This is a genomic window from Cellulomonas sp. T2.31MG-18 (genome assembly GCF_964266755.1).
Classification (GTDB): domain Bacteria; phylum Actinomycetota; class Actinomycetes; order Actinomycetales; family Cellulomonadaceae; genus Cellulomonas.
The window spans coordinates 320,637-337,843 of record NZ_CAXWGW010000001.1; the positions used below are offsets into that span (position 1 = coordinate 320,637).

At 73.4% G+C, this 17,207-nt stretch carries 14 protein-coding genes; 7 read left to right on the top strand and 7 right to left on the bottom strand.

Annotated elements, in window-relative coordinates:
- Positions 1–305: 305 nt before the first annotated feature.
- Positions 306–1,073 (bottom strand): enoyl-ACP reductase FabI, encoded by a 768-nt coding sequence (gene fabI, locus ACFQTY_RS01485; protein WP_337973981.1) that lies wholly within the window; start codon positions 1,071–1,073, stop codon positions 306–308.
- 79 nt (positions 1,074–1,152) lie between these two features.
- Positions 1,153–2,013: a helix-turn-helix transcriptional regulator gene (locus ACFQTY_RS01490; protein WP_378096252.1), complete on the bottom strand. Its 861-nt coding sequence runs from the start codon at positions 2,011–2,013 to the stop codon at positions 1,153–1,155.
- 101 nt (positions 2,014–2,114) lie between these two features.
- On the opposite strand from ACFQTY_RS01490, the gene ACFQTY_RS01495 reads away from it, so the two are divergent.
- Positions 2,115–2,882 carry an SDR family oxidoreductase gene (locus tag ACFQTY_RS01495; protein WP_378096255.1) on the top strand — a complete coding sequence of 256 codons (768 nt, stop codon included), beginning with the start codon at positions 2,115–2,117 and terminating at the stop codon, positions 2,880–2,882.
- Here the strand turns inward: ACFQTY_RS01495 and ACFQTY_RS01500 are convergent.
- Together ACFQTY_RS01500 and ACFQTY_RS01505 are read right to left on the bottom strand one after the other, a co-directional pair.
- The gene (locus ACFQTY_RS01500; RefSeq protein ID WP_378096258.1) at positions 2,879–4,534 is read right to left on the bottom strand and encodes an alpha-amylase family glycosyl hydrolase; all 1,656 of its coding nucleotides are present in this window, start codon (positions 4,532–4,534) and stop codon (positions 2,879–2,881) included. The two genes, ACFQTY_RS01495 and ACFQTY_RS01500, sit on opposite strands and share 4 nt — an antisense overlap.
- A 399-nt stretch (positions 4,535–4,933) precedes the next feature.
- Positions 4,934–6,097 carry an ROK family protein gene (locus ACFQTY_RS01505; RefSeq protein WP_378096261.1) on the bottom strand — a complete coding sequence of 388 codons (1,164 nt, stop codon included), beginning with the start codon at positions 6,095–6,097 and terminating at the stop codon, positions 4,934–4,936.
- Positions 6,098–6,341: 244 nt separating this feature from the next.
- On the opposite strand from ACFQTY_RS01505, the gene ACFQTY_RS01510 reads away from it, so the two are divergent.
- The 5 genes from ACFQTY_RS01510 (at position 6,342) to ACFQTY_RS01530 (ending at position 13,015) form a co-directional block, all read left to right on the top strand.
- The gene (locus ACFQTY_RS01510) at positions 6,342–7,652 is read left to right on the top strand and encodes an extracellular solute-binding protein (protein WP_378096264.1); all 1,311 of its coding nucleotides are present in this window, start codon (positions 6,342–6,344) and stop codon (positions 7,650–7,652) included.
- 52 nt (positions 7,653–7,704) lie between these two features.
- Complete coding sequence (locus ACFQTY_RS01515; protein ID WP_337973975.1) at positions 7,705–8,673, top strand: carbohydrate ABC transporter permease; 969 nt, start codon at positions 7,705–7,707, stop codon at positions 8,671–8,673.
- A 38-nt stretch (positions 8,674–8,711) separates the two neighbouring features.
- On the top strand, positions 8,712–9,515 hold the full coding sequence (locus tag ACFQTY_RS01520; protein ID WP_378096268.1) for a carbohydrate ABC transporter permease: 804 nt from the start codon (positions 8,712–8,714) through the stop codon (positions 9,513–9,515).
- 114 nt (positions 9,516–9,629) lie between these two features.
- Positions 9,630–11,312, top strand: coding sequence for a glycoside hydrolase family 66 protein (locus tag ACFQTY_RS01525; protein WP_378096271.1), 1,683 nt, complete (start codon positions 9,630–9,632; stop codon positions 11,310–11,312).
- Positions 11,309–13,015, top strand: coding sequence for an alpha-glucosidase (locus tag ACFQTY_RS01530; RefSeq protein ID WP_378096274.1), 1,707 nt, complete (start codon positions 11,309–11,311; stop codon positions 13,013–13,015). The genes ACFQTY_RS01525 and ACFQTY_RS01530 overlap by 4 nt, the downstream gene beginning before the upstream one ends.
- Positions 13,016–13,291: 276 nt before the next feature.
- Here the strand turns inward: ACFQTY_RS01530 and ACFQTY_RS01535 are convergent, their stop codons facing one another.
- Positions 13,292–14,281 (bottom strand): hypothetical protein, encoded by a 990-nt coding sequence (locus ACFQTY_RS01535; protein WP_378096277.1) that lies wholly within the window; start codon positions 14,279–14,281, stop codon positions 13,292–13,294.
- A gap of 55 nt (positions 14,282–14,336) precedes the next feature.
- The gene (locus tag ACFQTY_RS01540) at positions 14,337–14,900 is read right to left on the bottom strand and encodes a dihydrofolate reductase family protein (RefSeq protein ID WP_378096280.1); all 564 of its coding nucleotides are present in this window, start codon (positions 14,898–14,900) and stop codon (positions 14,337–14,339) included.
- A gap of 150 nt (positions 14,901–15,050) precedes the next feature.
- Here ACFQTY_RS01540 and ACFQTY_RS01545 point away from each other — a divergent pair, with 150 nt between their 5' ends.
- Positions 15,051–16,034 carry an RNA polymerase subunit sigma-70 gene (locus ACFQTY_RS01545; RefSeq protein WP_378096283.1) on the top strand — a complete coding sequence of 328 codons (984 nt, stop codon included), beginning with the start codon at positions 15,051–15,053 and terminating at the stop codon, positions 16,032–16,034.
- Positions 16,035–16,095: 61 nt separating this feature from the next.
- Here the strand turns inward: ACFQTY_RS01545 and ACFQTY_RS01550 are convergent, their stop codons facing one another.
- Positions 16,096–16,968 carry a YwiC-like family protein gene (locus ACFQTY_RS01550; RefSeq protein ID WP_378096286.1) on the bottom strand — a complete coding sequence of 291 codons (873 nt, stop codon included), beginning with the start codon at positions 16,966–16,968 and terminating at the stop codon, positions 16,096–16,098.
- Positions 16,969–17,207 lie beyond the last annotated feature (239 nt).

Genomic DNA, 17,207 nt, shown 5'->3' on the forward strand with positions numbered 1-17,207 from the left:
GCCCTGGATCACCCTCGGCAGGGGTCGCCCCTGCAGGGGTGGACCCACGGTTGACCCGTGCGGGGGTCGCCCCGGCAGGGTGGCGGAGACGGGCGCATCGGCTTGGGCGGTCACGAGGACCCTCTCCGCAGGTTACGGTGGCGTAAGTTACGTCACCGTAGGTTGAGGGTCGCGACGATGGCGCGTGACCTTCGTCCTGAGACCGGCGGTCTCACGTTCCGAACGGTGTCGGCCTCGTCACCCTCGCCACGGGGTCACTCTGCGGCCGGGTCACTCGGGCGACGGGGCCACTCGGGACGGGTCGGTCACTGGCCCATCGCGTGCACGCCGCCGTCGACGTGCACGATCTCGCCCGTCGTCGCCGGGAACCAGTCGGACAGCAGCGCGGCGACCGCCTGGGCCGTCGGTACCGGATCGGTCATGTCCCAGCCGAGCGGCGCGCGGTCGGACCAGCGGCCCTCGATCGTCTCGAAGCCCTGGATCGACTTGGCGGCCGTCGTGCGCACCGGACCGGCGGAGACGAGGTTGCACCGGATGCCGCGCGGGCCGAGGTCGCGGGCCAGGTAGCGGGAGGTCGACTCGAAGGCGGCCTTGGCCACGCCCATCCAGTCGTAGACCGGCCACGCGAACTGCGCGTCGAACGTCAGCCCGACGATCGACCCGCCGGTGCCGAGCAGCGGCAGGCTCGCCACCGCCAGCGCCTTGAGCGAGTACGCCGAGACGTGCAGCGCGGTGGCCACGTCGTCCCACTGGCCGGTGAGGAAGTTGCCGCCCAGCACCGACTGCGGCGCGAACCCGATCGAGTGCACCACGCCGTCCAGGTGGTCGGTGTGCTCGCGCAGCCGGCCCTCGAGCGCCGCCAGGTCCTCGTCCGACGTCACGTCGAGCTGCACCACCGGCGCCTCGACCGGCAGCCGGCGGGCCATCACCTCGGTGAGCTTGTACTGCCGGCCGAACGAGGTGAGCACCACGTCGGCACCCTGCTCCTGCGCGAGCCGTGCCACGTGGAACGCGATCGAGCCCTGCGTCAGCACGCCGGTGACCAGGATCTTCTTGCCGTCGAGCAGACCCATCAGGTGACATCCGTTCTGTTCGAGTCGGGCTTCCCGGGGGTCATCCTGACAGCACCCGCCATCGGGGCGTCGTCGCGTCCTACGCGGTCCCGACCGACGGCCCCGCCGTGAACGCCTGCGTGCCCAGCACGGACAGCAGCCGCAACCGGCCCTCCGCCTCGCTGCGTGGCGCCGCGGTCAGCACCAGCAGGGTCTGCGAGCCGTCCTCGGTGAACAGCACCTGGCAGTCCACCTCGATCGCTCCGACCTCCGGGTGCACCAGCACCTTGTGGGCCTCGAACCGCCGGCCGACCTCGTGCCGCGCCCAGAGGGCGGTGAACTCGGGGCTGATCCGGCTCAGCTCGCGCACCAGCCGGTCGGCCCGCGCCCGGGTCGACGCCATCCCGTGGGCGGCCCGCAGGGACGCCACCATCGACCGGCTCTGCCGCTCGTGCGCCTCCGGCGGGTACAGGCCCCGGTCGTCCGGGTGCGCGAACCAGCGGTAGATGCCGCTGCGCTCCAGGCCGGTGAACGACGTCTGGTCGCCGAACAGCGCCCGCGCCAGGTCGTTCTGCACCAGCGTCTCGTTCAGGGACGTCAGCACCTGGGCCGGTGAGTCCGTCAGGCGGTCCAGCACCCGCAGCATGCCGGGCGAGACGTGGTCGGAGCCGGCGTCCCGGTCGGGGGCGGCGTGGCCCGCGACGCGGTACAGGTAGTCGCGCTCGTCGTCCGTCAGGCGCAGCGCACGGGCCAGCGCGGCGAGCATCTGGGTGCTGGGCTGCGGGCCGCGGTGCTGCTCGAGGCGGGTGTAGTAGTCCGCGGACATGGTGGCCAGCTGGGCGACCTCCTCGCGGCGCAGGCCGGGCGCCCGACGCCGGGGGCCCGCCGGCAGGCCGACGTCCTGCGGCTGCAGCTGCTCCCGGTGGCGGCGCAGGAAGTCGGCGAGAGCGGCACGGTCCACCGAGCCATCGTGCGGCACGGTCCGGTGCTGAGCCAGGGATCGGCGGTCCCTGGACGACTGCGGCCTGGAGCACCGACGGCGCCCGACGAAGACTGCGTCCCATGCAGATCACCGGCAACACCGTCTTCATCCCCGGCGCCACCAGCGGCATCGGCCTCGCGCTGGCACTCCGGCTCCAGGCTCGCGGCAACACGGTGGTGATCGGCGGCCGGCGCACCGAGCTGCTGGCGTCGATCGCCGCCGAGCACCCCGGTCTCGACACCGTCGCGATCGACACGGCCGACCCGGCCAGCATCACGGCCGCCGCGGCGCAGGTGCTCCAGCGGCACCCGGACCTGAACGTGCTGATCACGATGGCCGGCATCATGCGGGCCGAGGACTGGCACACCGCATCCGGCTTCCTCGCCACCGCCGAGGCGACCGTCACCACCAACCTGCTCGGCCCGATCCGGCTGATCGCCGCCTTCGTCGAGCACCTCGCCTCGCGTCCGGACGCGACGATCATGACCGTCTCCTCCGGCCTGGCCTTCGCCCCGCTGCGCGTGACGCCCAGCTACAACGCGACCAAGGCCGCGATCCACCTGCTCAGCGAGAGCCTGCGGCTGCAGCTGGCCGACACGTCGGTGCAGGTGATGGAGCTGGAGCCGCCGGCGGTGCGCACCGAGCTGATGCCGGGCCAGGAGAGCAGCGACTTCGCCATGCCGCTGGACGACTTCGTCGACGAGGTGATGGCGCTGGTCGAGGCGGACCCCGACGCGCACGAGATCCAGGTGGAGAACGTGAAGTTCCTCCGGTACGGCGAGGCCCGCGGCGACTACGACCAGGTGGTGGCCACGCTGAACCGCCTCGACCCGCACGCGGCCGCCTAGGGCCGGTCGAGCTCCACCACCAGCGCCTGGTTCGCCTCGAGGTCCAGCGCGGCCAGGTCGACCGGCGTGCCGGGGGTCGGCCCGTGGCTGGCGATCAGCACGCGGCCGGTGGCGAGTCCGTCGAGCGTCACGTGCCGGGGCGCGTCGGCGAAGCCGAGCAGGACGACGAGCGTCGCGCCCTGCGCCGACCGGCGGTAGGCGTACACCTCGGGGCCGGCGTCGAGCGCCGCATAGTCCCCGCCGACCAGGCACGGATGCGTCCGACGCAGCCGCAGCAGGTCTCGGTACAGGCTCAGCAGCGAGCCCGGGTCGCTTGCCTGGGTCGCCACGTCGAGCCCGGCCGCCGGGACCGGTCGCCACGGGTGACCCGTCGTGAACCCGGCGTCCGGCTGGGACAGGTCCCACTGCATCGGGGTGCGCAGGGGGTCGCGGCCGTTGGGGTCGGTGGCGAGCTCGGCCGGGACGGGGACGTCCGTCATGCCGATCTCCTCGCCGTAGTACAGGAACGTGGCGCCCGGCAGCGTAGTGAGCATCACCGCGGCGACGCGGGTGCGGGGGTCCGGCTGCGACGGGTCGGGATTCGACGCGCCGAGGTGCGGCTCGTCGGCGTGCGACGGATCCGGCTGCCGAAGCGCGTAGCGGGTGGCGTGCCGGGGGATGTCGTGGTTCGACAGCGCATGAGTCGGCCAACCGCCCACCGCCAGCACGTCGCCCATCTGCTCGCCGCCCGCCCGGAACGCGTCAGCGCTCCACGGGTTGCTCCAGAACCCGAAGTCGAACACCAGCGGCAGCTCGTCGCCGCTGCCGTGGTACGCCAGCCGCCGCACCGGGTGGTGCACGCCCACCTCGCCGACCAGGACGGTCCCCGGGTACTCGTCGACCACCGCCCGGATGCCGCGCAGCACGTCGTGCACGAAGGGGTCGCCCATGCTCCGGTGCTCCCGGTCGTCCAGCTGCGTCGCGATCCGCAGGTGGGCGACGTCCGCCGGGTTGTCCCGCAGCAGGGCGTCCTTGCCGAGCCGGTGCGGGGCGTCGATGCGGAAGCCGTCCACGCCCCGGTCCAGCCAGAACCGGAGCACCTGGTGCATCGCCTCCCGCACGGCGGGGTTGCGCCAGTCGAGGTCCGGCTGCTCGGCGGTGTACGAGTGCAGGTAGTACTGACCGGTGGTCGGGTCCAGGGTCCACGCGGGGCCGACGCGTGCGAAGGCGGACAGCCAGTTCGTCGGCGGGCCGCCGTCCGGAGCCGGGTCCCGCCAGACGTAGAAGTCCCGGTAGGGGTCGTCGCGGGAGCTGCGCGCCTGCTCGAACCAGGGGTGCTGGTCGGACGTGTGGTTCGGCACGTAGTCGAGCAGCACGCGCAGCCTGCGCCGGTGCGCCTGCTCGACCAGGTGCTCGGCGTCCGCGAGGGTGCCGAACCGCGGGTCGACGTCGCAATGGTCGGCGACGTCGTAGCCGAAGTCCACCATCGGCGACCGGTAGATCGGCGACAGCCAGATCGCGTCGACGCCCAGGCTGCTCGGCCCGCCGGCCAGGTGGTCCAGCCGCTGCACGATGCCGCGCAGGTCCCCCATGCCGTCCCCGTCGGAGTCCATGAAGCTCAGCGGGTAGACCTGGTACACGGTGGCGTTGCGCCACCACTCGGTGCTGACCACCCCGCCATCGAACCCCCGGCGCACGGGCGCCGCGCGTCCACGGGAGCGCCGGTCGCCGTGCGCGCGATCACGCAGGCGTCTCGGCGGCCGTCTCCCTCGGGAGCCCGCCCGGCGCGCCGCGGTGGGGACCGGGGTGCAGTTTCGCGCTGTACGCCTGGCGTACGTACACGAGGCGTACAGCGCGAAGGGGTGAGGCGTCCTCCCCAGGCTGACACCGGTGCTGAGGGTGAAGGGCCGCTGGGGTGCAGAGCCACGGAGGTGGAGGGCCACTGGGGTGGGCGGTCCTGAGGTGGCCGGGCGTGGGCTGCAGGGCTCGGGGGCCAGTACGCGCACGATCGACGCCGGTGAACAGCCTGGGTCCGCGCGGCCGTACCCCGCGCCACGCGCGTGGCGGGGGTGTCAGGGCAGGGTGGCCAGCACGGTGCGCTGGATGGCGACGGCGGCCGCGCCCCGGGCCCAGAGGGTGGGGTCGTCCTTGACCAGGAGCAGGTCGACGTCGCTGGCCTCCGGGTTGCGGTGCTCGCGGATGCTCGCGACCAGCCGGTCCCAGCCCACCTCCGCGAGGCGGATCCCCTCGCCGGTCAGCACCACGCGTTGCGGCTGGGCGATGTTGACCACGTCGGCGATCAGCACGCCGAAGGCGCGCGCGGCGTTGCCGACGATCTGGTCGGCGATCGGGTCGGCCGCCTCGGCGAGGTCCAGCACCTCGTCGTACGTCAGCGCCCGGCCGGACGCGAGGGCCGCCTGCGTCTGGATCGCGTCCATGGACAGCAGCGCGTTGGCGCAGCCGCGGTGACCGTCGGGGCACGCCGGCCCGAGCGGGTCGAGCGGGAAGTGGCCGAGCAGGCCGAGGCCGGAGTCGCGGCCGTGCACCAGCCGGTCGTGCACCACCAGGCCGCAGCCGACCGCGGCCCCGATGGTCAGCGCGACGAAGTCGCTGACGTCCCGCCCGGCGCCGAACCAGTGCTCGGCCTCCATCAGCGCGTCGAGGTCGTTGGCGAGCACCACCGGCAGGCCCAGCCGCTCGCGCAGCAGCACCCCGAGGTCCACGTCGCGCCAACCGAGGAACGGGGCCCGGCCCACCCGCACGTCCTCGCGCACGATCCCGCCGAGCCCCACGCCGACCGCGCACACGCACGCGTCCGGCCGCCCCTCGCTGACCTGGGCGACCAGCCGGGCGAGCAGCTCGACCACCGCCTCGGGCCGGTGGTCCTCCACCGGCAGGTCGGCGGCGTGCACGATCTCCGCCCGCAGGTCGGTGAGCGCGGCGAACGCGCGCGTGCCGGTCAGCTTGATGCCGACGAAGTGGTCCAGGCCGGGGTCGACGTCCAGCGGCTGCAGCGGGCGGCCGCCGTTGCGGGCCGCGGGGTCCGTCGGGTCGTCGACCTCGTGCAGCACGCCCGTGTCGACCAGCGGCTTGGTCAGCCGGGTCAGGCTCGGGGTGGACAGCTCGAGCCGTTGCGCCAGCTCGGTCCGGGCCAGCGGGCCGTGCACCAGCACCTCGAGGGCGACCCGGCGCTCGGACACGGACAGCTCGGTCCACCGCGACGGTGTGGCGGGCATCGGCGCTCCCTCGTTCGGCGTCGGACGACGTGGCCAGATTATGCCGCAACGGAACGATCCTCGGCCACCGCCCCGTGATCGGAACGTGACTTCACCTGGCTTGACGGATCCCTGGGCGTCTGCCACTTTGTGTTGGCACGAAGAAAACACGCCACAGGGTGGCCGTTGCCGGACCGGGTCCGGCGGGGGCAGGGTCAGCCGGAGGCGTGGCGAGACGATGACGTCCCAACACCGGAGGCCGACGATGTTCAGCACCGCCCGAAGGACCGCCCTCACCGCCCTCGGGGCGGCCACGGCCCTCGCTCTGACCCTCACCGCCTGCAGCTCGGGCGGTGGTGCGGGCGCCGCCCAGACGCCCATCGCGTCCGCAGGCGCCACCATCTCCGGCACCGTCACCTTCTGGCACGCCTACTCGGCGGACTCGCAGGAGGTGAAGACGCTCGAGACGGTGATCATCCCCAAGTTCGAGCAGCTGCACCCCGGCGTGAAGGTGACGGACGTGGCGGTGCCCTACGACCAGCTGCACCAGAAGCTGGTGACGGCCGTCGCCGGCGACACGCTGCCCGACCTGGTCCGCTCCGACATCATGTGGGTCCCCGAGCTGGCGGACCTCGGCGTGCTGGTGCCGCTCGACCAGCAGATGCCCGACTTCAGCACCTACTCCGCCCAGGTCTACAAGGGCGCGCTGGCCACCAACGCGTGGAAGGGCCACTACTACGGCCTGCCGCTCGACACGAACACGCGCGTGCTGCTCTACAACTCCGACGCCCTGGCCAAGGCCGGCATCACCGCGCCGCCGGCGACGTTCGCCGACCTGCGCGCCGACGCCCCGAAGCTGACCGCCGCCGGCGTCTCGACCTTCGCCGACAACAGCACCTCGGGCTGGAACGTGCTCCCGTGGATCTGGAGCGCCGGCGGCTCCGTCACCGACGACAAGGTGACCAAGGCGACCGGCTACCTGAACTCCGCGGCGTCCGTCGCCGGGGTGCAGCTGCTGGTGGACCTGTACAAGCAGAAGGCGATCCCGGACATCATCCTGGGCGGCACGGGCGGCACCGCCACGTCCGACGGCCTGGCGACCGGCAAGTACGCCACGATCCTCGACGGCCCGTGGATGTACCCGATCTTCGCCTCGCAGTACCCGCAGTTCCAGCTCAAGGCGGCGCCGGTGCCGTCCGGTGACGGCGGCAGCATCTCCGTGGTCGGCGGCGAGTCCGTGGTGCTGACCAAGTCGTCCAAGAACAAGGACGCTGCGGCCGAGTTCCTCCGCTACCTGCTCTCGCAGGACGCGCAGCTGGCGATGGCCAAGGTCGGCCAGATGCCGGTGCTGTCCAACCTCGGTGACCAGCTGACCAGCATCAACGCCTACTACGGGCCGTTCGTCACACAGCTGGCCAACGCCCGGCCGCGGACGCCGACGCCGGCCTGGCCGAAGATCGACGACATCCTCAAGGCCCAGATCCAGAAGGCGCTGCAGGGCGGCGTCAGCGTGCAGGACGCCCTCGACCAGGCGGCCGCGCAGATCGACCCGCTGCTGGCGAAGTACGCCGGCTGAGCCCCACCGGCTGACCCTGCTCGACCGCAGTGACGACGAGAACGGATCGACCATGACCACCACCACCCCGGCGATCGGGTCGGTCACCCGCACCGCCCCCGGCGGGACGGACCGGCGCACGCCCGGTTCGCCCCGCCGGCGGGCGGGCTGGGCGGGGCTCGTCTTCATCGTCCCCGGCTTCGCGCTGTACCTGCTGGTGATCGGCTGGCCGGCGGTGCAGGCGCTGCTGATCAGCCTGCGCGACTACAAGATCACCCCGGGAGCCGAGAGCCCCTGGATCGGGCTCGCGAACTACACCCGGGCGCTGCACGACCCGGTGCTGGCCCGGTCGTTCGTCAACGCCGGCGTCTACATGCTCACCACGGTGCCGACGCAGATCCTGATCGGCCTGGGCCTGGCGGTGCTGCTCGACACCGTCCTGCCCGGTCGCACCCTGTTCCGGGTGCTGTTCTACCTGCCGGTGGTCACCAGCTGGGTGGTCGTCTCCCTGCTGTTCCAGTACCTGTTCGCCACCGACCACGGCGTCGTCAACTGGTTCCTGGTCGACGTGCTCGGCGTGGTGGGCCACCCCGTGAACTGGCTCGGGCAGCGGTGGACGGCGATGGTCGCCATCGGGGCGCTGGGCGTCTGGAAGGGCGTCGGCTGGTCGATGCTGATCTTCCTGGCGGCGCTGACCGGCGTGCCGCGCGAGCTGCACGAGGCGGCCGCGCTGGACGGAGCCGGTGCCTGGCGGCGGTTCAAGCACGTGTCGATGCCGTTCATCCGGCCGACCATGGTGACCGTGGTGATCCTGCTGGTCATCGGCGGGTTCAACGTGTTCACCTCGGTGCTGCTGATGACCAACGGCGGTCCGCTGGACCAGACGCAGGTGCCGTTGACCTACATGTACCGGCAGGCGTTCGGGTACCTGGACTTCGGGTACGGGTCGGCGATCTCGTTCCTGCTCACCGGCCTGGTGCTGGTCATCGCCGGGCTGCAGTACTGGTGGGCCCGGCGCACGGCCGACGGGGGTGCGAAGTGATCGCCGGGCCGCGTTCGCGGCGGGTCACCGTCGCCGGCGTGCGGTACGCGCTGCTGGTCGGCGCCGCGGTGGTGCTGGCGCTGCCGTTCGGCTACATGGTGTCCACGTCGCTCAAGGCGCACACGCTGCTGCTGGAGTACCCGCCGCGGCTGATCCCGAAGAGCCCGACGCTGGACAACTACGCCCAGGCGTGGGGGGCCAACAACTTCGGCCGGTACTTCCTCAACTCGGCATCGGTGGCGATCGCGACAACGGTCGGCACCGTGCTGCTCGCCTCGATGATGGCCTACGGGTTCGCCCGGTTCCGGTTCCCCGGCAAGGGCGTCCTGTTCGGCACGGTGGTGGTCGGGCTGACCATCCCGACGATGCTGCTGATCATCCCGCAGTTCCTGCTGGCCAAGAACCTGGGCCTGCTGGACTCGTTGCCCGGCCTGGTGCCGTTCTACGTCGGCACCCAGATCGCCTTCTCGACGTTCCTGCTCCGCGCCTTCTTCGAGCAGATCCCGATGGAGCTCGACGAGGCGATGATCATCGACGGCGCCGGCGCCTGGCGGCGGTACTGGAACCTGGCGATCCCGCTGTCCAAGCCGGCGCTGGCCACGGTGGCGATCTTCACCTTCCTCGGCAGCTGGGACGAGTTCGTCTGGGCGCTGACCGTGATCAACGACGTGTCCAAGCGGACCCTGCCGATCGGCATCGCGCTGTTCCAGGGGCAGCACGGCACGTCCTGGGGGCTGGTGTTCGCCGCCTCCGTGATCGCCGTCGTCCCCGTCATCGCCGTGTACGTGACGTTCCAGCGTCAGCTCGTAGCCGGGCTGACCAACGGCGCCCTGAAGAGCTGACCCGCCGGCCCCCGCCACACCCGCGCGGGCCACACCACCGACCCCGTCCGTCCCGACCCTTCCCGTCACGACCCTTCCCGCCACGACCGAGCACCCCCGGGGTGCAGGAGCACCATGCCCACGTCATCCGTCCCGCCCGCCGCGCCCGACCTGCTGCCGACCAAGGCGCGCTACGCCGCCGACGAGCCCGTGCTGGTCGAGGTGCGCGGAGACGTCACCGGTGAGCTGCAGGTGCACCACCTGGGCGAGCTGGTGCGGACCGTTCCGGTGACCGCTGCCGGGGTCGTCGACCTCGGCGCGCTGCCGGTGGGTGGGTACGGCGTGCGGCTCGTGCCCTCGTCGGACGGGCCGGACGGGCTGGTCGCCTCCCGCGCGTCGGACGCCTCGTCGGACGCGTCACCCGCCGGCCCGCTGCGGACGGCCGTCCTGGTCACGGACCACCCGCGGGCCCGCATGCGGTACGGGTTCGTCGCGTCGTACGGCCAGGACAAGGACGTCGCCGGCGTCGTCGACCTGGCCCGCCGGCTGCACCTCGACGCCGTCCAGCTCTACGACTGGGCCTACCGGCACGCCGACCTGCTCGGCGGCGGCCCGGAGTACCAGGACGCCCTGGGCCAGACGATCTCGCTGACCACCGTGCGGCGACTGGCCGCCGCGCTCGCGGACGCCGGGAGCGACGCGCTCGGGTACGCCGCGGTGTACGCGGTGGGCCGTGACGAGTGGGCGGCCTGGGCGCACCGGGCGATGCTCCGCACCGACGGCGAGCCGTGGACGCTGGGCGACTTCCTGTGGCTGGTCGACCCTGCCGCCCGGGACTGGCAGGAGCACCTGGTCGGCGACCTGCAGGGCGCCGTCCGGGACCTCGGCCTCGCCGGGTTCCACCTGGACCAGTACGGGTTCCCGCGCCGCGCGCAGCTGGTGGACGGGACGCCGGTGGACCTCGCGCGGTCGTTCCGGTCGTTCCTCGAGGCGGTCCGCGCGGGCCTGCCGGAGCAGCGGCTGGTGTTCAACAACGTCAACGACTTCCCGACGTGGGCCACGGCCGACGCCCCGCAGGACGCGGTGTACATCGAGGTCTGGCCGCCGCACACGACGCTGGCGTCGCTGGCCGAGGTGGTGACGCGCGCCCGTGCCGCGGGTGCCGGCCGGCCCGTCGTCATCGCCGCCTACCAGCACGTCTACTCGACGGCCCGGGCCGCGGAGGCCGACCAGGCGACCGCCCTCACCATGGCCACGCTGTTCTCGCACGGCGCGACGCAGCTGCTGGCCGGGGAGACCGGGCACGTGCTGGTCGACCCGTACTACGTGCGCCACCACGCTGCCGAGCCGTCGACGCTCGCGCTGCTGCACCGCTGGTACGACTTCCTGGCCGAGCACGACGAGCTGCTGCTCGCGCCGCAGGCGGCCGACGTGACCGGGGCGTGGGTCGGCGCCTACAACGAGGCGCTCGACGTGACCTATCCCGAGGCCGCGACCAGCAGCGATGCCGTGGCGGGGACCGTGTGGCGGCGGGTGGTGGACGTCGACGGGCGGCTGGTGATCCACCTGGTGAACCTCGTGGGGCAGGCCGACACCGAGTGGGACGCGCCGCACCAGCCGCCGGGCGACCCCGGTGCGGGGGTGTTGCGGGTGCGGCGCGCCGGGTGGGCGCTGCCGAGCGTGCTGGTCGCCGACCCCGACGGCACCGGGCGGCTCACGCCGGTCCCGGTGGTGCCGGACGGCGAGTACGCCGCCGCCACGCTGCCGCCCCTGGCGACCTGGCAGCTGGTGGTCGTGGACCTGGACGGTGCCCGGTGAGCGCCGAGCCGTGGTGGCGCTCCGCCGTCGTCTACCAGGTGTACCCGCGCAGCTTCGCCGACTCGGACGGCGACGGCATCGGCGACCTGCGCGGCATCACGGCCCGCCTCGACTACCTCGCCACGCTCGGCATCGACGCGATCTGGCTGTCCCCCGTGTACGCCTCGCCGCACGCCGACAACGGGTACGACATCAGCGACTACCAGGCGATCGACCCGATGTTCGGCACGCTCGCCGACCTGGACGAGCTGATCGCCGCGGCGCACGAGCGGGGCATCCGCATCGTGCTGGACCTCGTCGTGAACCACACCTCGGACGAGCACGCGTGGTTCGTCGAGTCGCGGTCGTCGCGCACCAGCCCCAAGCGGGACTGGTACTGGTGGCGGCCGCCGCGTCCGGGGTTCGTCGGCGGCACGCCCGGCGCCGAGCCCACCAACTGGGGCTCCTTCTTCTCCGGCCCCACGTGGACGTGGGACGAGGCGACGGGCGAGTACTACCTGCACCTGTTCGCGGCCAAGCAGCCGGACCTGAACTGGGAGAACCCGCAGGTGCGGGCTGCCGTCCACGCGATGATGCGGTGGTGGCTGGACCGGGGGGTCGACGGCTTCCGGATGGACGTCATCAACCTGATCTCCAAGGACCCGGCCCTGCCCGACGGCGTCGTCGCGCCCGGCGCCGCCCACGGTGACGGGTTCCCGCACTACGCCACCGGTCCGCGCATCCACGAGTTCGTCGCGGAGATGCACCGCGAGGTGCTCGCCGACGGCGACGACCTGCTCACCGTCGGCGAGATGCCGGGCGTGACGTGGGAGGAGGCGCGGCTGTTCACCGACCCCGCACGGGGCGAGCTGAGCATGGTGTTCCAGTTCGAGCACGTGTCGCTGGACCAGGGGCGCACCAAGTTCGACCCGGTGCCGCTGTCCCTGCCGGCGCTGAAGCGGTCGCTGGCCGGCTGGCAGGAGGGGCTCGGCGACGTCGGCTGGAACAGCCTGTACTGGTCCAACCACGACCAGCCACGTGCCGTGTCGCGGTTCGGGGACGACGGCCGGTGGTGGCGCGAGTCCGCCACGGCGCTGGCCACCGTGCTGCACCTGCATCGCGGGACGCCGTTCGTCTACCAGGGCGAGGAGCTGGGCATGACGAACGCGCCGTGGGAGCACGTCGACCAGCTGCGCGACATCGAGTCGATCAACTACTACGCCGAGGCGCTCGCGGCCGGGGTGCCGGCCGCCAAGGCGTTCGAGGGGCTGCTGACCAGGGGCCGGGACAACGCCCGCACGCCGATGCAGTGGGACGACGGCCCGCACGCCGGGTTCAGCACGGGCACGCCCTGGCTGCCGGTCAACCCGAACCACCGCTGGCTGAACGCGTCGGCGCAGGTCGGTGCCGACGGTTCGGTGTTCGAGCACTACCGGGCGCTGATCGCGCTGCGGCACAAGGACCCGGTGGTGGCGCTCGGGTCGTTTCGGCTGCTGCTGCCCGACGACGAGCACCTCTGGGTGTTCGAGCGGGCGCTCGATGGGTACCCGTCCCTGCTCATCCTGGCCAACTGGTCCGGCACCACGCGCGAGCTGCCGCCGGAGCTGGCCGGCTGGGCCGACGCCGAGCAGGTGCTCGGCAACCACGCTGGACCGACCGCCGCGCTGGCCGCCCTCCGGCCGTGGGAGGCGCGTGTGCTCCGGGAGGCCGCGCCGGCGGTGTAGCGACTCTTGTGCGCGCCACCGGCCGCGCGCTGTGCTCTGCCGTGTGCGCCGCACGGCCGCAGGGGACACGGGGGGCGACATGGCGGTGGGGACGGCACGGCGGCGACGGCGGGCGACGGGCGTGCTGCTGGCCTGGACGCAGGACCGGCTGGCCGGGGTCTCCCCGACCAGCACCTGCCCCGCGGCCGCGTGAGCCCGGCGTCCCGGGCGGTGCCGTGAGCCGGCGCGTGCGTGGCGCCTCCGGGTCGTCCCGGGCGCTGCGCAGCCCCTGAGCGGTCAGGCGGCCGCCGGCTCGGTGCCGCGGATCGCGGTCAGCGCCCGTGCCGGGTCCAGGTCGAACACAGCCCCGAGCGCGCACGCCCAGCCGGCGAGGAAGTAGTCCCGACCGTCCACGGCAGCGACCCCGGCGGCGCGGGCCTGCGCGAGGAAGGTCAGCGGTCCGCGGTCGTTGAAGTCCCACGCCACGGCATCGGCCGGGAACGCGGCACCGTCCGGCAGCGGTGAGCCGGGACCGACCTTCCCCAGGCCGGTGGCGTTCACGACGAGCGCGCCGGCGGGCGCCGCGGCGACCACCTCGGCACAGGCCTGCGGGGTCGGTGCCGTCAGCATCCGCACCGCGGCGGCGTCGACGGGCAGCCGGTCCAGCACCCGGCGCAGCGCGTCGAGCGCGTCGGGATCGCGGTCCACGAACGTCAGCGCCGGTATCGCCGGAGCGGCGACCGGTTCCTGGGTCGTCGCCGCCGTCGTCGCCGGCACGTCCAACGCCGTGGCCAGGAGCAACGCGGTCGCGGCACCGCCTGCGCCGAGGCAGACGACCGCCGGCGGTGCCGCCGGCAGGGGCGCGTGCCCCAGCACCGTGTGCAGCGCCAGTGCGTCCCGCGCGAAGGCCCAGACCCGGCCGTCGTCCAGCCGCAGGCTGTTGATCTCCGCCATCAGGCCGACGGTCGGCTCCTGCACGTCGACCAGGTCCGCGCACGCGCGGTACAGCCGCAGCTTGTCGTCGGTCACCACGGCACCGCGCACCCGCGGGTTGTTCCGCATCGCCCCGACGAGGTCCCGCCACACCTGCCGGGCCGCGTCGGCGTGCACGTCCACGTCCCGCAGCACCACGTTGCCCAGCCCGAGCGCCCGCGCCCACACCGGGAAGGCGGTGTGCACCCCGGAGCCGGCGGTGTCCCGGCCGACGAGCAGCACGACGTCCGGTCCGGACCAGCCGTGGATCGAACCCGGGGTGAGCAGGACGGACGACGATCCGAGCGGTGGCACTCCGCCACGCTAGTCCGGTGCCGACTGCCCAGCAGCCGGCACCGGACCGCCCGGATCAGCGCTGGCGCCGGTGCGTGGTCAGCACGGTCTCGCCGATCTGCTCCGCCGAGCCGAGCGTGAGCTCGGCCGGACGCCGATCCGGCTCGAACAGTCGACGGCCCGTGCCGGCCAGCGTCGGGAAGGTGAGCAGCCGGTACTCGTCCACCAGGTCGTGCGCGACCAGGCTCTGCGCCACGCCGATGCTGCCGAGCACCAGCACGTCCGCCCGGTCGCGCAGTCGGGGCACCTCCTCGAGCAGGTCACCGGCGAGCAGCGTCGACCGGTCCCAGCCGCTGAGGTCCGGCGTCCCGCGGGACACGACCACCTTCTCGATCCGGTTCATCGCGAGCGAGAACGGATCCGTCCGAGTCGGCCACAGCTGGCTGAACAGCTCCCACGTCCGCCGGCCCAGCAGCAGCGTGCCGGTCTCGAGCAGCGGCCCGAGGCGGAACACGTCACCCGCGATGGCCTCTGGTCCGAAACGGAACGCCCAGGCGCCGCCGGCGCCGCCGCCGGACCCGTCCGGGTCCTCCACCACGCCGTCCAGCGTGCCGAACTCGCTGATGATCACCTGGTGCATGTCGCTTCCCTCCCGGCCCCGGGGGCCGTGCTCTCGTCCTGACACCGGGTGATACCGGCGGGCCGGCGCAGACTCATCGGTGGGTGACGGCACGCTCGGGTGCGAGCCGGTGAGTCGCTCGGTTGCGAGCCTGACGACGGGGGGACGCGCGTGGCGGAGGTGACGACGGGCACGGCGCTCGTCGCGGCGGTCGAGCCGTTGCGACGCGAGCTGGTGGTGCACTGCTACCGCTTGCTCGGCTCGGTGCACGAGGCGGAGGACGCCGTCCAGGAGACGATGCTGCGCGCCTGGCGTGCCGCCGAGCGGTACGACGCGGCACGCGCCTCCGTGCGGACCTGGGTGTACTCCATCGCGACGAACGTCTGCCTCACCGCGCTGGACGGACGGGCCCGCCGTCCGCTCCCGTCAGGTCTCGGTGCGCCGAGCACCGATCCGGACGCCGTTCTCCGGCCGGACCTCGACGTGCCGTGGCTGCAGCCGTTGCCGGACCGGTACGTGCGGACCGAGACGCAGGACCCGGCGGAGCGGTCGGCGGCGCGCCGCAGCGTGCGGCTCGCCCTGGTCGCGGCGCTGCAGCTGCTGCCGCCGCGGCAGCGGGCGGTGCTGGTGCTGCGGGACGTCCTCGCGTTCACCGCTGCCGAGGTCGCGGCCCAGCTGGGCACGTCGACCGCCTCGGTGAACAGCGCGCTCCAGCGGGCGCGGGCCACGATCGCGACGGCTGCCCCCGAGGAGGACCTCCTCGGCGACCCGGACGACAGCTCCGTCCGTGACCTGGTCGAGCGGTACGTCGCGGCCTTCGAGGCGGCCGACGTCGATGGGTTGGTGCGGCTGCTCACCGCCGACGTGGTGCTCGAGATGCCGCCGGTGCTGCTGTGGTTCCTCGGTGCCGACGACTACGGCCGGTTCATCGCTCGCGTGTTCGCGAGGCGTGGGACGGGGTGGCGGATGCTGCTCCTGCGGGCCAACGGTCAGCCGGCCGTGGCGGCCTACGCCCCGGAGCCCGGCGGGGGGCATCGGCTCCACACGCTGCAGGTGCTCACCGTCGGGGCGCTGGGGATCGAGCGGAACGCCGTCTTCCAGGACGCGCAGGTGTTCGCGGCGTTCGAGCTGGCCCCCGAGCTGCCGCCGCGCTGAGGGGCGGGGCCTGGAGCAGGGCGGACGGGAGCGGTGCCGACCGGAGCAGCGGTCTCTGCGCTCAGAGCACCGCGAGGGTGACGACGGCCACCGCGGTGGTCGCGACGATCTCGCCGATGCCGATGGCCTTGGGGGTGGCCCGGGGCCAGCGCCGCGGCACGACCGCTGCCCGCACGGCGAGCAGCACCCCCACCGTCCCCAGCAGCGGGTGCACGACGAACCCGGCGGCGGCGATCGTCACGTGGTACCCGATGGACCACGCCAGCACGTCGCGCCGACCGCGCTCGCGGATCATCGTCTTGACGTACAGAACGGTCCCCCAGAAGTACGCGAGCAGGACGACGGCCGCGAGCACCACGTGTCCCGGCGCCACCCCGGACCCGTCGACCAACGACCGGCCCCACGCCACCGCCGACCGCGCGGCCTCGGCCGGTGCCCGGGACCCGAGGCCGGCCGCGACCACCGTCATCAGGCAGGCGGCGACCACCGTCACCGCGTCGTTGGACCACGACCGGTCGGCCCGCCGCACGGAGGCAGCCAGGCTCACGCCGAGCAGCACCGCGTACGCCGGCGCCCACACCAGCAGCCCGGGCGTCACGACGAGCAGCCCACCGCCCACCAGCACCGCGGCGATGCCGTACGCGCGCACCGGAGGGAGGTACCGAGCCTTGCGTCCGGACCGCAACCACAAGCCCACAGCGTTGTACGCGAGGTAGGCGACCAGCCAGGCGACCAGCAGCAGCGCGTGCCGCCACGTCACGCCGGACATCAGCGCACCCACCACGGGCGGCACCACGAGCATCGCCCAGGCCCCGTGCTGCTGCGGCACCCACCCGGGCGCGCGCCGCCGCCGACCTGGCGTGCTGCCGGGCCGCCGCGACGGCACGGGCGACGGCGAGGGCGACGACAGCGGCGACGACGTCGGCGAGCTCACGGATGCCAGCGTGCCAGCCCGCCACGGGACGCCGAGCCGGACCTTCGGACCCCGCGGTGCGCCGAGCGGGACCGTCGGGTCCCCGCGGTGCGTCGAGCCGGACACTCCGGTGCCCGCGATGCGTCGACTGGCGGTCCGTCCCGGCGCATTCGCCGACGTGCCCGGCTCGATCTCCGGCCCGCGATGCAGGATGCCGAGCGGCCTCGTGCGACGCACCGTCCACGCGTGGCTCCCGCCGA

What these genes read in the sequence shown, in the direction of transcription:
- fabI (WP_337973981.1), bottom strand. Translation starts at nt 1,073, where the DNA reads ATGGGTCTGCTCGACGGCAAGAAGATCCTGGTCACCGGCGTGCTGACG.
- ACFQTY_RS01495 (WP_378096255.1), top strand. Translation starts at nt 2,115, where the DNA reads ATGCAGATCACCGGCAACACCGTCTTCATCCCCGGCGCCACCAGCGGC.
- ACFQTY_RS01505 (WP_378096261.1), bottom strand. Translation starts at nt 6,097, where the DNA reads ATGCCCGCCACACCGTCGCGGTGGACCGAGCTGTCCGTGTCCGAGCGC.
- ACFQTY_RS01510 (WP_378096264.1), top strand. Translation starts at nt 6,342, where the DNA reads ATGTTCAGCACCGCCCGAAGGACCGCCCTCACCGCCCTCGGGGCGGCC.
- ACFQTY_RS01515 (WP_337973975.1), top strand. Translation starts at nt 7,705, where the DNA reads ATGACCACCACCACCCCGGCGATCGGGTCGGTCACCCGCACCGCCCCC.
- ACFQTY_RS01525 (WP_378096271.1), top strand. Translation starts at nt 9,630, where the DNA reads ATGCCCACGTCATCCGTCCCGCCCGCCGCGCCCGACCTGCTGCCGACC.
- ACFQTY_RS01540 (WP_378096280.1), bottom strand. Translation starts at nt 14,900, where the DNA reads ATGCACCAGGTGATCATCAGCGAGTTCGGCACGCTGGACGGCGTGGTG.